Annotated in this window: 13 protein-coding genes; 4 read left to right on the plus strand and 9 right to left on the minus strand. The window is 67.8% G+C overall.

Annotation, left to right across the window (positions count from 1 at the left end; genetic code table 11):
* Positions 1-15: 15 nt before the first annotated feature.
* Both yajC and GU920_RS14415 read right to left on the minus strand, forming a co-directional pair.
* Complete coding sequence (gene yajC / locus GU920_RS14410; RefSeq protein WP_161767774.1) at positions 16-342, minus strand: preprotein translocase subunit YajC; 327 nt, start codon at positions 340-342, stop codon at positions 16-18.
* Positions 343-555: 213 nt separating this feature from the next.
* The gene (locus GU920_RS14415) at positions 556-696 is read right to left on the minus strand and encodes a hypothetical protein (protein WP_161767775.1); all 141 of its coding nucleotides are present in this window, start codon (positions 694-696) and stop codon (positions 556-558) included.
* Positions 697-1,350: 654 nt separating this feature from the next.
* Here GU920_RS14415 and serS point away from each other — a divergent pair.
* Together serS and GU920_RS14425 are read left to right on the plus strand one after the other, a co-directional pair.
* A complete protein-coding gene (gene serS, locus GU920_RS14420; protein ID WP_161767776.1) occupies positions 1,351-2,643 on the plus strand; it encodes a serine--tRNA ligase in 1,293 nt (430 codons plus the stop codon).
* Positions 2,640-3,341, plus strand: a complete 702-nt coding sequence (locus GU920_RS14425; RefSeq protein WP_161767777.1) for a hypothetical protein — start codon at positions 2,640-2,642, stop codon at positions 3,339-3,341. The genes serS and GU920_RS14425 overlap by 4 nt, the downstream gene beginning before the upstream one ends.
* Positions 3,342-3,489: 148 nt before the next feature.
* Here GU920_RS14425 and der read toward each other — a convergent pair whose 3' ends face one another.
* The 3 genes from der to GU920_RS14440 form a co-directional block, all read right to left on the minus strand.
* Positions 3,490-4,956 (minus strand): ribosome biogenesis GTPase Der, encoded by a 1,467-nt coding sequence (gene der / locus GU920_RS14430; RefSeq protein WP_161767778.1) that lies wholly within the window; start codon positions 4,954-4,956, stop codon positions 3,490-3,492.
* A 48-nt stretch (positions 4,957-5,004) separates the two neighbouring features.
* Positions 5,005-6,315: an outer membrane protein assembly factor BamB family protein gene (locus GU920_RS14435; RefSeq protein WP_235933307.1), complete on the minus strand. Its 1,311-nt coding sequence runs from the start codon at positions 6,313-6,315 to the stop codon at positions 5,005-5,007.
* Between the two features lie 109 nt (positions 6,316-6,424).
* The gene (locus GU920_RS14440) at positions 6,425-7,114 is read right to left on the minus strand and encodes a hypothetical protein (protein WP_161767779.1); all 690 of its coding nucleotides are present in this window, start codon (positions 7,112-7,114) and stop codon (positions 6,425-6,427) included.
* Positions 7,115-7,304: 190 nt separating this feature from the next.
* Between GU920_RS14440 and GU920_RS19840 the strand changes: the two genes are divergently transcribed.
* Positions 7,305-8,585, plus strand: coding sequence for a calcium-binding protein (locus GU920_RS19840; protein ID WP_161767780.1), 1,281 nt, complete (start codon positions 7,305-7,307; stop codon positions 8,583-8,585).
* Between the two features lie 11 nt (positions 8,586-8,596).
* Here GU920_RS19840 and GU920_RS14450 read toward each other — a convergent pair whose 3' ends face one another.
* Positions 8,597-10,435, minus strand: a complete 1,839-nt coding sequence (locus GU920_RS14450; RefSeq protein ID WP_161767781.1) for an ABCB family ABC transporter ATP-binding protein/permease — start codon at positions 10,433-10,435, stop codon at positions 8,597-8,599.
* 90 nt (positions 10,436-10,525) lie between these two features.
* Positions 10,526-12,007, minus strand: coding sequence for a LysM peptidoglycan-binding domain-containing protein (locus tag GU920_RS19750; RefSeq protein WP_161767782.1), 1,482 nt, complete (start codon positions 12,005-12,007; stop codon positions 10,526-10,528).
* Positions 12,008-12,155: 148 nt separating this feature from the next.
* Between GU920_RS19750 and GU920_RS14460 the strand changes: the two genes are divergently transcribed.
* Complete coding sequence (locus GU920_RS14460; protein WP_161767783.1) at positions 12,156-12,710, plus strand: LOG family protein; 555 nt, start codon at positions 12,156-12,158, stop codon at positions 12,708-12,710.
* Here GU920_RS14460 and rarD read toward each other — a convergent pair.
* Both rarD and GU920_RS14470 read right to left on the minus strand, forming a co-directional pair.
* Positions 12,647-13,612 (minus strand): EamA family transporter RarD, encoded by a 966-nt coding sequence (rarD, locus tag GU920_RS14465; RefSeq protein WP_201744149.1) that lies wholly within the window; start codon positions 13,610-13,612, stop codon positions 12,647-12,649. The genes GU920_RS14460 and rarD overlap by 64 nt on opposite strands.
* A gap of 183 nt (positions 13,613-13,795) precedes the next feature.
* Positions 13,796-14,398 carry a superoxide dismutase gene (locus GU920_RS14470; RefSeq protein ID WP_161767784.1) on the minus strand — a complete coding sequence of 201 codons (603 nt, stop codon included), beginning with the start codon at positions 14,396-14,398 and terminating at the stop codon, positions 13,796-13,798.
* Positions 14,399-14,533 lie beyond the last annotated feature (135 nt).

The following is a 14,533-nucleotide window of genomic DNA, read 5'->3' on the forward strand; positions in this document are numbered from 1 at the left end:
CGCGTCCGGTCCGGCTCAGGCCGCGGCCGGTTCGGTCTTGTTCATGACCTGCGCGATGGTGCCCTTGATCACCTTGACCTTCACACCCTCGGCGATCTCCACCTCGACCATGCCATCTTCCTGCACCTTGGTCACCTTGCCCACGATGCCGCCCTGCGTCACCACCTGATCGCCCCGCCGCAGCGCCTCGATCATCGCCTTGTGTTCCTTCAACTTCTTCTGCTGCGGACGGATCAGCAGGAAATACATGATCGCAAAGATCAGGATCAGCGGAATGAACGAGGCAAAGGCAGAACCGGCACTGGCTCCGGCGGCCTGTGCATAGGCGGGGGTTGCGAACATGGGCGTCCTCTCACTGTCTCAGGGCCGGGCTCCCCCCGGCGGAATGGCGCGCACCCTAAAGCCGGGGCCATGGGAAGGCAAGGCAGCCCCGTGGCGGCACCCCTGCCCATATATGAACGCCCCGACCGATTGCCAGCCCCCGCCCGATCCCGGCCTGCGCGGGGGCGCTGAACAGTCGCGCTACAGCCGCATGACAGCATGGCTCTTGGGCCGTCACATCAGCCGCTCGGTCCAGATCTCGCCAGCCGGGAACAGGCGCACGATCTCGGACCGGTGCAGCACGGTCGCCCCCTCGATCATCTCGCACCACGCAGCCACGGTGCGGCGCCAGCGCGCGATGAAGGACCGCTGCACCGCAAAGGCGGGGGGGGGAGAACCACCAGAAGGGCAGATGGCTAAGCCCCTCGATCGGAAACCGGATCGAGGGCGTCCGTATCCAATGGCGCCGCGCCGGCCGCCGCACCTCGCGCACCATCGCGGCCCCCGTCTCGGGCCTGCGTCCCAGGCCTTCGTCACGGGCCCGCCCACAGGTCCGTACACCGAATTGCCGAAGGCGATGTCGAAACTGTGAACGGCACATCGCGGCAGATCGCAGGCATCGCCCCCGCAGAGATGATGGTGTGATCCTTTCCGGGGTCCTTCCCGATCCCGCCGGGCAGGTTCACCATGACGGTGTCCCGCACCGGCTTCACATCCACCCATATGCACGGCGCGCCGTCGGAGGTCTGGCCAACGTGCCCCGCACCCTCTGCCGCGCTGTCCCCGCGCCCCCGCCCGCGTCCTGCCCGCGTCCTGCCCGGACCCCCGCCCTGCACCCCGCCGCACACCACAAAGACAAGGGCCAGTTTAGCCCCATCCGGTATGCACATCTGTCTGCACACCTTCCTGCACGCGTTCCGGCACGCCTCCCGCCAGGCTTTCCCCGCAGGATCAGCGCCTTGCCGCCCCCTTCCCCTTTGCCCGCAAAACGGGCATACCACCCGCGTTCTGGTGAAAAAGGGCCGCCCCATGCACGACATCCGCGCCATCCGCGAAAACCCCGCCGCCTTCGACGAAGGGCTGCGCCGCCGTGGCCTGCCCCCTGCCTCGCCCGACATCCTCGCTCTCGACGCCGACCGCCGCGCCAAGATCGCCGCCGCCGAATCCGCCACCGCCGACCAGAACCGCGCGTCCAAGGACGTGGGCGCCGCCAAGGCCCGCGGCGATGATGCCGAATTCGAACGCCTCCGCGCGCTTGTGGCTGAAAAGAAAGCAGAAATCGCCCGGCTTACGGCCGAGGCAGACGCACAGGATGCCGCCCTGCGCGACATGCTCATGCGCATCCCCAACCTGCCGCACGCGGATGTTCCCGAAGGGCGCGACGAGAATGACAATGTCGAAATCCGCCGCTGGGGCACGCCCCGCGCCTTCGACTTCGCCCCCCGCGAACATTTCGACATCGCAGGCGTCAAGCCGGGGATGGATTTCGAAACGGCCGCCAAACTCTCCGGCTCCCGCTTCGTCGTCCTGCGCGGCGCGGTGATCCGCGTCCACCGCGCGCTCGCGCAGATGATGCTCGACACCCATGTGAACGACCATGCACTGACCGAAACCTGGACCCCGGTTCTGGTCAAGGAAGACGCCATGTATGGCACCAACCAGCTGCCCAAATTCGCCGAAGACAGCTATCAGACAACCGATGGCTACTGGCTCGTGCCCACGTCTGAGGTCACCCTGACCAACACCGTCGCGGGCGATATTCTTGAGGAAAATCAACTGCCCATCCGCATGACCGCCCATACCCAATGCTTCCGCTCCGAAGCCGGATCCGCGGGCAAGGACACCACCGGGATGCTGCGCCAGCACCAGTTCGAAAAGGTGGAGATGGTGTCGATCACCACCCCCGACACCAGCCTGGCCGAACACGAACGGATGACACGCTGCGCCGAGGCGATCCTCGAAAAGCTGGAACTCCCATACCGCACCATCGTGCTCTGCACCGGCGACATGGGCTTTGGCGCGCAGAAGACCCATGATCTGGAGGTCTGGCTTCCCGGCCAGAACCGCTATCGCGAGATTAGCTCCATCTCCGTCTGCGGCGATTTTCAGGCCCGCCGCATGAACGCCCGCTTCCGCCCGGCCGCAGGCGGCAAGCCCGAGTTTGTCCACACGCTGAACGGCTCCGGCCTCGCCGTGGGCCGCACCCTGATCGCGGTGCTGGAAAACGGCCAACAGGCCGATGGCTCCGTCACCCTACCCGCCGCGCTGCACCCCTATCTGGGCGGCAAGACGCGGATCGCCCCCGATGGGTCGCTCGCATGAAGACCCGCGCCGCACTCCTCCTCCTTGTCACCATCGCCTTCGGCCTGGCCCCCTTCGTCACGCCGCCCTTCACCGGCTATGACCCGGCGCTCTTCCCCGTCCAGATCGCCGAACCGGCGATCCAGCCCGCAGGCTATGCCTTTTCCATCTGGGGGCTGATCTACCTCTGGCTCATCCTGCATGCAGGCCTGGGCCTCTTCCGCCACGCCGACAGTCTCGCTTGGGATGCCCCGCGCTGGCCCCTGATCCTGTCTGTCGCGCTTGGCGCGGCCTGGCTCTCCATCGCGCCGGTCGCCCCGATCCTTGCCACCGTCACCATCTGGATCATGGCGCTGGCCGCCATCGCCGCGCTCCTGCGTGCCGACACGGAAACCGACCGCTGGCTCCTCTCGGCCCCCATCGCCATCCTCGCCGGCTGGCTGACCGCCGCCGCCTCCGTCTCCACCGGCGTCGTGCTGTCGGGCTACGGGCTTCTGCCCGATACGGGATCCGCCGCGGTGATGCTGGCCGTCACCCTCGGCCTCGCGCTCTGGACGCAGGCGCAAAAGCCGCGCATGCCCGTCTATGGCCTGACGGTCATCTGGGCGCTGATCGGCGTCACGGTCAAGAATGCGGGGGTCAACCCGACGGTCGCCATCCTTGCCGGTCTCGGTATCGCGCTGGTGGCCTTCACCCTGCGGCCACGGCGGCACGCCTGATCCAAACCCCCTTCAGCTTGGCCCAAATACCCAAATCCGCGGCCGCCCCCCTCCCCCGGGTCGCCTCACGGCGCCCTCCCCTCCCCCGCAGGCGGGGGAGGGGCCGGGGGTGGGGGGGCCTGTCGAAGAGTGACCCCGCCCGAAAGGATCAGTCCTTCCGCCCTTCCTTGTGCTTGCGCAGGCGCGACGGCGTGTGGAACTTGCGGTCCTTGAACGGGTTCCGCTCCGATTGCGACCGGAACATGATGCGGATCGGCACGCCCGGCATCTCGAAATGGTCGCGCAGACCGTTCACCAGATAACGCTTGTAACTTTCGGGCATCTCGTCGGGCCGCGAACACATCACCACAAATCCCGGCGGCCGCGCCTTCACCTGCGTCATGTAGCGCAGCTTGATCCGGTGCCCGCCGGGGGCGGGCGGCGGATGCGCCTCGGTCATCGCGCCCAGCCAGCTGTTCAGCCGCGCCGTGGTGATCCGCTTGTTCCAGATGTCATGCGCCCGCACGATCGCATCATGCAGCCGGTCCAGCCCCCGCCCCGTCTTGGCCGATACCGTCACCAAGGGCGCGCCGCGCAACTGCGGCAGAAGCCGCTCGAACATCTCCTTAAGTTCGGCCAGCTTTTCCTGCTTCTCGTCTTCCAGATCCCATTTGTTGACGGCCACCACTACGGCGCGCCCCTCGCTTTCGGCGTAATCCGCAATCCGTAGATCCTGCACCTCGAACGGGATCTCCACGTCCAGAAGCACCACCACCACCTCGGCAAAGCGCACCGCCCGCAGGCCATCGGCCACCGACAGCTTTTCCAGCTTCTCGGTCACCCGCGCCTTCTTGCGCATCCCCGCCGTGTCGAAAATGCGGATCGGCGTGCCCTGCCAGTCGGACCGCACGGAAATCGCATCCCGCGTGATCCCCGCCTCCGGCCCCGTCAACAGACGGTCCTCGCCGATGATCTTGTTGATCAGCGTGGATTTGCCCGCATTGGGGCGCCCGATCACCGCGATCTGCAAAGGCTTTTTCGCCGTCGGGCGATGGGCCACGGGATCGACATCCTCATCCCCAAGCTCTTCGGCGATGTCCACCTCTGTCTCGGGCGTGTTCGCCGCCTCGCGCGCGGCAAATTCCTCGCGGAAAGGCAGCAGGATGCGGTAGAGGTCATCCATCCCCTCGCCATGCTCGGCCGACAACCGCACGGGTTCGCCAAGGCCAAGGCTCCACGCCTCAAGCGCGCCACTGTCACCCGCCGACCCTTCGGCCTTGTTCACCCCGAGGATCACGCGCGCATTCTTCTTGCGCAGGATATCGGCAAAGACCTCGTCGCTGGGCATCACCCCCATCCGCCCGTCGATCAGGAACAGGCAGACATCGGCCATCTCCACCGCGCGCTCGGTCAGCCGCCGCATCCGGCCCTGCAGGCTGTCATCCGTCACCTCTTCCAGCCCCGCCGTGTCGATCACGGTGAAGCGCAGGTCGAACAGCCGCGCATCCCCCTCGCGCAGGTCGCGCGTCACGCCGGGCTGGTCATCGACCAGCGCCAGCTTCTTGCCGACCAGACGGTTGAACAGCGTGGATTTGCCCACATTGGGGCGACCCACGATCGCAAGGGTGAAGCTCATCTTCCACTCCGGACTTCGGAAAGAGGCACCCCTTACACGGGGATGCCGTCAACGGAAAGCGTGAAGTTGCCCGTTGGCGCTGACGACATAGAGCATCCCGCCCGCCAGCGCCGGCGGCGCCGAGGCCCCGCCCGGGATCTCTGCCCCGCCCACAAGCGTGCCGTCCACCGGGTTGAACAGCCGCAGCTGCCCGTCGCCCGACACCACCGCCAGCCGCCCGCCCGCGAGGACCGGCCCGAAATGCGGCACGATGGACACCTGACGCTTGGGCTTTTCCTCGGTGAAATAGGGCATGTCGACCGCCCAGATCAGCGCGCCCGTCTCGGCATCCAGCCGCACCAGACGGTTCTCGTCATTCACCACGAAGACCGATCCGCCCACCACCAGCGGCGGGTTCAGCGCCCCTTCCACCGCAGTCCAGATCCGGTCACCCGATGAGGTATCCACCGCCGCCGTCCGGCCCGAGGCCGTGCCGACAAAGGTCCGATCCCCGATCACCACGGCATCGCCCGTGATGTCGGTCACGCCCGCATAGGCGCGCCCCACGCGCTGGCCCGTCACCGGGGCCTGCCAGACCTGCACGCCCGATACCTTCAGCGCCGCCGTGATCGACCCGTTGGCAAAGGGGAACAGCACCACATTCTCGCCCACCGACGGGCCCGAGGCGCCGACCATCCCGGTCGTCCCCGCCGCGCCCGGCACGGTCCAGCGCACGCGCCCGGTATCCGCCGCGATGGCCCAGCCCGAACCGTCACGCCCCGACACAAAGACAGTGCCACCCGCCAGCGTGGGCGCGCCCGTCACCGGGCTGTCCAGCCGCTGACGCCAGACGATGCCGCCGCTTGCCGCGTCCATCGCCACCAATTCGCCATAGGCCGTCGCGGCATAAACGCGGCCACCGCCCGCCGCCAGCCCGCCGCCCGACACGCCGCCATCCCGGTCGAACTCGGCCGTCAGATCCGCGCGCCACAGCGCCGCGCCATTCGTGCCGGTCGCCTGCACCACCGCCGCCGCATCCATCGTGTAGATGCGCCCATCGGCCACCACAGGGGCCGCGCTCACCCGGTTCCTGCGGCTGTTGCCCTCGCCGATCGTGGCAGTCCAGACACGCGCCGGGGCCGCCGACAAGGCGCCATGCGGCTGCACATGGTTGGCCGCGCCGCCGCGCTGGCCCCATTCGGCATTGGTCACCGCGCCGGGCAGCGAAATCGGGGCCGACTGGTTTTCCGGGCGCAGGGGCGGCGCCACCGGCGCAGGCTGGCCCTCCACCGGGATCGATGCCTCCAGATCGGCCCGCACCGGGAACCGTTCGCCCGGCAGGATCAGTTCCCGTTCGCAGCCGGCAAGGGCCGTCGCCATAGCGAGCCCCGAGATCGTAACCCAAAACCTGCGTTTCACCGTCCCGGCCCCCGTGTTGCCTTGCGTCCGTCTGTCACCGGGGCCACGCGGCCCCGCCGTCCTGCCTGCGTCAGCCCGCATCATCCGCCGCCGCCTCCGGCGCCGGGGCGGCCTCCGCCGCCGCCGGATCGCCGCCAAGGGCCACGATCATCTCCTGCGCGCGCGACCGCACGCCGCCCGGCGCCTCCTGATCGCTGATCAGCGCCGTCAGCGCCGTGATCGCCTCGGCATCACGCCCCTCTTCCACCAGAAGATAGGCCAACTGTTCCAGCGCCATCGTGCGGTAGGGCCGCCCCGGCGCGGCGATGGGGTCCAGCGCCGCCCGCCGCTCGGCCAAGGGCAGATCCGCCCCCGCCACGACCACGCGCCGCAGCACGGCCAGATCACGATAGCTGGGCGGCTGGCTCTCATCCGCCGCAAGCGCCTCCAGCGCGGTCAGCGTCGCCGCCCGGTCGCCCACCGGGTCTGATGCGAGCAGCAGTCGCAACACCGCCGCCTGTTCGCCATCCGCGGGGATCGTGCCAAGCGCGGCCACACGCTCTGCCGGCGCGCCAAGGTCCAGCGCATCCAGCACCGCATCGCCAAAAGCCTCGGCCTTGGCCGTGGCCTGCGCGCGCTGCCATTCCGTCCAGCCCGCACCGCCCACGATGCCCAGCACCACGACCAGACCGATCCAGCCATATTTGCGGAACAGCGCAAACAGCCGGTCGCGGCGGACCTCCTCGGTCACCTCATCAATGAAGCTGTCAGGATTGCTCACGCGCCTCTCCAGTCCTTTTCCCCCGTCTTACACGCAAGCGGGAACCCTTGCCAAGCCCTGCCCCCATCCAGCCGCCCCCCTGCGCGACATCCGCCCGCCTGCCCCGGCAACACCGCCAAGCGGTCAAAATTTCTCCACATCGGCCGCGCAGCCTGTCATTGTGTGAATGTAACCAGTAGCGGATCGTGACATGGGTATCGAGTTTATGATGTGGCCGCTCCTCATGCTGGGGCTTGTGGCCTATGATCTCGTATCCGGCGAGGATGACCCCGATCCCGTGGCGCCCGATGGCCCCGATGACGACTACCTCCCCACCACCGATACCGCAGGCGCGAAAAGCGAAACCGGCGATCCCGATGCGGCCGCGCTCTTTGATCAGGCCGACTACACCGACACCCGCAGCGGCAGCGCGGGCGATGACACGCTCACCGCCGCCGATGGGGAAACCGATCTCGCCTTCTTCGGTGGGGCCGGCAATGATGCCGTCGCCGGATCGGGCGATGACGACTGGGCCGAAGGCGGCAGCGGCGATGACGGCCTCGCGCTTGGCGATGGCGATGATTTCGCCTTTGGCGGCACCGGGCGTGACACGATCGCGGGCGGGACGGGTGCCGATTTCCTGCATGGCGGGCTGGATGAGGATGGCCTGACCGGCGGCACCGGCGCCGACAGCCTGCATGGCGGCGCTGGCAATGACGGTCTCGCCGCCGAGGCGGGCGATGATTTCGCCTATGGTGGCAGCGGCAATGACAGCCTTGACGGCGGCAGCGACAATGACAGCCTCTTCGGCGGCACGGGCAACGACAGCCTGACCGGCGGCGATGGCAATGACGGCATGGCCGGGGATGCAGGGGATGATTTCCTGACCGGCGGCAGCGGAAATGACACCGCAACAGGCGGCGACGGGGCCGATACCGTTCAGGGCGAGGATGGCAATGACCTGCTCCTCGGCCTTGATGGCGATGACACCGTACTCGGCGGCGCGGGCAATGACACCGTCTCGGGCGGCAATGACGATGACGTGGTCGATGGCGGCGTCGGCAACGATTCCCTCCTGGGCAACGCGGGCGAAGACACGCTCGATGGCGGTCAGGGCAATGACACGCTGACCGGCGATGGCGGGCAGGATATTCTGTCCGGCGCCGAAGGCGATGACAGCCTCTCCGGCGGGGATGAGGACGACATCCTGATCGGCGGCACCGGCAATGACACGCTGACAGGCGGCACGGGCGCGGATGATTTCATCGTTGAAACGGCGGGCAGCCCCGAAGGCGTGACCACCGTCACCGATTATGCCACGGGCGACCGGCTGGTGGTGGAATGGACCGGCACCACCCCGCCCGAGGTCACCGTGACGCGTGATACGGACACCAACCGCTCCACCATCCTTGTCGATGGCGTGGTGGCGGCGTTGGTGCAGGGCAATGCCACATTGACCGCCGATCAGATCACCCTCACCCGGGTGACGTGACGCAAGCCCGCCTATTCCGCCGCCAGCGGCTCGTCCTCTTCTGCCGATTGCCGGGCCCACATAGCGGCATAGCGCCCGCCCCGCGCCAGCAGGTCGTCATGCGTGCCACGCTCGACGATCTCGCCCGCTTCCAGCACGACGATCTGATCGGCATCCGCGATGGTCGACAGGCGGTGCGCGATGGTGATCACCGTCCGGCCCTGCCCCATCTCGCGCAGGCTGTCCTGAATGTCCCGCTCGGTCTGGGTGTCCAGCGCGCTGGTCGCCTCGTCCAGAATCAGGATCGGCGGGTTCTTGAGCAGCGTGCGCGCAATGCCCACCCGCTGCTTCTCACCCCCCGAAAGCTTCAGCCCCCGCTCCCCCACCGTGGTATCATAGCCATCGGGCAGCGACATGATGAAATCGTGGATCTTCGCCGCCCGTGCCGCCGCCACGATCTCATCCTGCGTGGCATCGGCCCGCCCATAGGCGATGTTGTAGCGCACCGTATCGTTGAACAGCACCGTATCCTGCGGCACCACCCCGATCTGCGCATGGATCGACCCTTGGGTGACATCCCGCAGATCCTGCCCGTCAATGCGGATCGCACCGCCATTCACGTCATAAAAGCGGAACATCAGCCGCCCGATGGTGGATTTGCCCGATCCCGAAGGCCCGACCAGCGCCACCTTGTGGCCCGCAGGCACCGTCAGGCTGATCCCTTTCAGGATGGGCCGCGCGGCATCATAGCCGAACTCCACCTGGTCGAAGGCCACCGTCCCGCCCTGCACCACCAGCGCGGGCGCGCCCGGCTTGTCCACCACCTCTGCCGGCTGCCCCAGCAGCCCGAACATCTCGCCCATATCCACCAGCGCCTGCCGGATCTCGCGATACACCGTGCCGAGAAAGTTCAAAGGCATGGTGATCTGGATCATGTAGGCGTTCACCATCACGAAATCGCCCACCGTCAGCGTCCCCCGCTGCACCCCCATCGCCGCCATCGACATCACGATCACCAGCCCGGTGGTGATCAGGAAAGCCTGACCTGCGTTCAGGAACGAAAGGCTCTGCCCCGTCTTGACCGCCGCCACCTCATAGTGCTGCATCGCCCGGTCATAGCGCGCGGCCTCGCGCCCCTCGGCGTTGAAATACTTCACCGTCTCATAGTTCAGCAGGCTGTCGATGGCCTTCTGGTTGGCATCGGTGTCCTGATCGTTCATCTCGCGGCGCAGCTTCACCCGCCACTCGGTCACCTTGAAGGTGAACGCCACATAGAGCGAGATCACGATCACCACGACCGCCATGTAGGAAAAACCGAACAGCACGGCAAAGATCACCGCCACCATCAGCAGTTCCAGAAGCAGCGGCCCGATCGAGAACAGCATGAAGCGCAGCAGGAAATCCACGCCCTTCACGCCCCGCTCGATGATGCGGCTCAATCCGCCCGTCTTGCGCGTGATGTGATAGCGCAGCGACAGGCGGTGGATATGGGTGAACGTCTCCAGCGCCAGCTTGCGCAAGGCCCGCTGCCCCACGCGGACAAAGATCACGTCGCGCAATTCCTGAAACGCCACCGTTCCCAGACGCGCCACGCCATAGGCCACGGTCAGCCCCACCGCCGTCAGGCCCAGAAGCGTGCCCGTATCCGGCGCCTCGCCCGCCAGCGCATCCACCGCGCCCTTGTACAGAAACGGGGTGGAGACGGACACGATCTTCGCCGCCACCAGCATCAGGAACGCCCCGACCACCCGGCGCTTCACCCATCCCTCGCCCGCAGGCCAGAGATAGGGCAACACCCGGCGAATGGTCACCCAGCCGCTGGCCGCACGGTCCTGCGGGATGTCTTGGCTCGTGGCAGTGCTCTTGCGCATGTCAGGGTCCCTTTCGCACCCTGCTTACGCAGCTTCACGCCAAAGCACCAGCACCCCGGACGCAGGCCCATTTGTGCATCCCTGCAAAGGTCACTCCGCCTCGGGGATGGCAAAGACCTGCCCGGGATAGATCAGGTCAGGATCGCGGATCTGGTCACGGTTGGCCTCGAACACCTGCACATAGCGCACCCCCGCGCCCAGCTGCTCCGTCGCGATCTGCCACAGGGTAAAGCCCGGCTGCACCGTCACCGACACAGGCCCGGGCGGCGCAGCAGCGGCCCCTGCATCCACCGCTGCCTCCGCATCTCCATCCACGGCGGTATCCACGCCCGTATCGGCCATGGCGCCCTCCGCGGCGCCTCCGGCCTCCGGCGCAGGCACCCCCGCTCCCGTCTCTCCGCCCGTTTCACCGTCCGCCGCCGCTGCGGCCAGCGCTTCCACCGTCTCGCGCTGGAAGGGCGTCTCGAACCGGCTCGTCACGGCGCCCGCCGCATCCACCTGATCGGCGCGCAGCGTATAGCGCCCCGGCGCCACCTCGGGCAGTGTCACCGCCCAATCCCCCGCGCCCGAAATCGCCGCCTCGGCTACCGCCGCATTGTCCAGGTAGAGACGCACCACCCGCTCGGGCGTGCCACGCCCGGCCAGTTGCACCGCACCCTCGGGCGTATAGGTGATCGTGTCGATGGTCACATTCGCCACAAGCTCGGGCGGCAGGTCGCTGGCCGATTGCAACACCCGCGCCCCCTCCTCCGTCACCAAAAGCGCGGCCGGCGCCTCGGCCACCTGTGCCGGTTCCGCTGCAGCCGTCTCTGTCTCTGTCGCCGCCGTTCCGGCCACCGCGACCGGCGCCACCGTCGGCGCGATCACAACCGTGCCTTCGGCGGGAACCTCCGTCCCGTCCGGCATCTCCATCACCAAAGACAGCACGCGCGGCGCCGGGCTTGGGGCAAGGTTGAACATGGCCACGAAATTGCCCTGCCCATCGGCAGGCATCGCCACGATCTCCTGCCCCGTCACGCGCAGCGACAGCGCCGCCCTCGGTGCCGCCGACCCGGCCACCAGCGCCGATCCGTCCTGCTCCACCCGCACCAGATCAAGCTTTGGCGCCTCCACTTGCACCGCGGGCGGCTGCTCAGCCGCCGCCGCGGCCTCGCTGCCCGCCCGATCCTCCGTTGCCACTGCCTCAGGCGCGGGTTCTGCGGGCGCAGGTTCTGCGGTCGCCACTTCTTCGGGCGCCACTTCTACGGGTGCCGATTCATCGGCAGCAGGTTCCGCAGTCGTTGAACCTGTCGCCTCAGGCGCGGCAGGCACCGCCTCCGCAACCGAATCCGCCTCAGGCGCGGCCCCAGGCTCCACCGCGCCCTCCACCGCCGCTTCAGGCGCCGCTTCAGGCGCCGCCTCCGCCGTCGCCGCACCCTCCGGCGCGGGCGCGGCTTCTGCCGCGACCGGCGCCTCGGGCGCCTCCGGACGGCTCACCGTCCAGGCCCCGTAAAACAGCGCCGCAATCACCGCCGCCACGCTGCCCATCACGCCGCCGCGCTGCGCCACCGACATCTCTGCCCAAGGCTTCATTCCGTATCCCCATCTCCCTGCCGGCCGATCCGCGGATTTCTGCCATCCACGCCCGGCCGGGGCCTGTTCTCGGCCCCTTCTTCACCTTAGATAGTGAAGCCCGATAATCCGGTTTCAGGCAACCACCCAGCCCCAGAAAGCCCGCCGCATGACCCCGCTTCGTTCCGTCTGTGTCTTCTGTGGCTCACGTCCCGGCCTGCGCCCGGCCTATGCCGCCGCCGCCCGCGATCTCGGGCAGGCCATCGCCGCCCAAGGCTGGCGCCTTGTCTACGGTGCGGGCGACGTGGGCCTGATGGGCGAAGTGGCGCGCACCGCCCAGGGGGCCGGCGCCGCCACCATGGGTGTCATCCCCACCCATCTGATGGCCCGCGAACGCGGCCGCCGCGACCTGTCGCAGCTTGTGATCACCGAGGATATGCACGAACGCAAGAAGGTGATGTTCATGAACTCCGACGCCATCGTCGTCCTGCCCGGCGGCGCAGGCACGCTGGACGAATTCTTCGAAGTACTGACCTGGCGCCAGATCGGCCTGCACCGCAAACCCATCCTCCTGCTCGATACCGATGGCTACTGGCAACCCCTCGTCGGCCTTGCCCGCCACGTCATCGACGAAGGCTTCGCCGAGGAGACGATGCTCGACTACTTCGCCACCGTCCCCGACGTGCCCGCGCTGGTCGAACGGCTTCGCGCCGCCCTGTCCTGACGCCACCCTTCCAGCGACCAGATCGCCAGCGCCCCCCAGATCAGGGCGAAGGCCCCCTGATGCCAGCCGGTGAAGGCCTCGCCGAACACGGCGACCGCCACCACCGCCTGCAGGGTCGGGTTAAGGTACTGCACCACCCCCAACGTCGCCAGCCGCACCCGCTGCGCCCCCCAGGAAAACAGGATCAGCGGCCCGCCCGTGATCAGCCCCGTCACCGGCAGCATCAGCGTCGAAAAGACATCCCGCCCGAACCAGCCCCCTGCGACCACGCCGCCCTGCGCCAAGGCCAGCCACGCCACCGCCAGCGGCGCCAAAAGCATCACCTCCGACGTCACCGACACCGCCGCCGGGGCCGCCATCTGCTTCTTGATCAGCATGTAGGGCGCAAAGGTCAAAGCCAGCGCCAGCGCCACATAGGGCGCCACCCCCAGCCCATAGGTCAACAGCGCAACCGCCCCCGCAGCCAGCGCCACCGCCACGGCCTGCGCCCGCGTCAGCCGCTCGCCCAGCACGACGACACCCAGAAGCACCGTCACAAGGGGAAAGATGTAATATCCAAGGCTCGCCTCCACCGCATGGCCCGCCTGAATGGCCCAGATGAACAGTCCCCAGTTCACCGCCACGATCCCCGCCGCCAGCCAGACCCGCCCCCGCTGCGGCCCCCGCATCAGCGCAACCGCCGCCCCAAACCGCCCCTGCACCGCCAGAAGCACACCGAAGAAGACAAAGGTCCACACCGTCCGATGCGCCAGCACCTCCAGCGGCGGCACATGGGCCATCACCTTGTAGTACAGCGTCGCCAGCCCCCAGATCGTGCAGGCCGCCACGATCGTAAGAATGCCCCTGCCCGCCTCGCTCACCGCCCCATCCCCGCCCCGCGTGCCGCCCCCCGCGCGCGCCATAGGCCTTCCTCGCACCGCCCTCCTCCGAAGGAAAGCCGCCCCCCCTTCATCTTGGCAAAAAATACCCTCTGGGGGTCCGGGGGGCGAAGCGCCCCCGGGGGTCTGCCCCCCCCCGCGCCCCCGACAAAGGAAAAGGCCCGCCGCAGTTCCCCGCGACGGGCCCTCCCGATGCTCAGCAGCAGATCACAGCCGCGCCGCGACCGCTTCCCAGTTCACCAGCTTTTCAAGGAAATTCGTCAGATAGGCCGGGCGCTTGTTGCGAAAATCGATGTAGTAGGAATGTTCCCACACATCGCAACCCAGCAGCGCCGTCTGGCCAAAGCACAGCGGGTTCACCCCGTTCTCCGTCTTGGTCACCTTCAGCGCGCCGTCCTTGTCCTTCACCAGCCAGCACCAGCCCGACCCGAACTGTCCGGCCCCGGCGGCGGCGAAATCTTCCTTGAACTTGGCGACCGACCCGAAGCTTTCCGCCAGCGCCAACTCCAGCTCGCCCGGCATCTTCTTGTTTTCGCCCGGCCCCATGATCTCCCAGAACAGGTTGTGGTTCCAATGCTGCGAGGCGTTGTTGAACAGCCCGCTCTGCGCCACCGCACCCGCCTGATAGGTGCTGGTGATGATGTCTTCGAGGCTCATCGCCTCGTATTCCGATGCCGCCAACAGCTTGTTGCCATTGTCCACATAGGCCTTGTGGTGCAGGTCGTGGTGGTATTCCAGCGTCTCCTTCGACATGCCGAGCGATGCCAGCGCATCATGGGCATAGGGAAGATCGGGAAGCGTGAAAGCCATGGGAGGGTTCCTCTCTGTTCGCGTGTCACGGGATGGCGCAGATAAGAGACCATGGGAAGCCAAGGTCAAGGGCGAAAGCGACCCGCCCCCGTCAACTGGGCTCCCACCCGCCGCACAGGCCCTGCGCGGCGGCAC

This window comes from Paragemmobacter ruber, assembly GCF_009908315.1.
Classification (GTDB): domain Bacteria; phylum Pseudomonadota; class Alphaproteobacteria; order Rhodobacterales; family Rhodobacteraceae; genus Paragemmobacter; species Paragemmobacter ruber.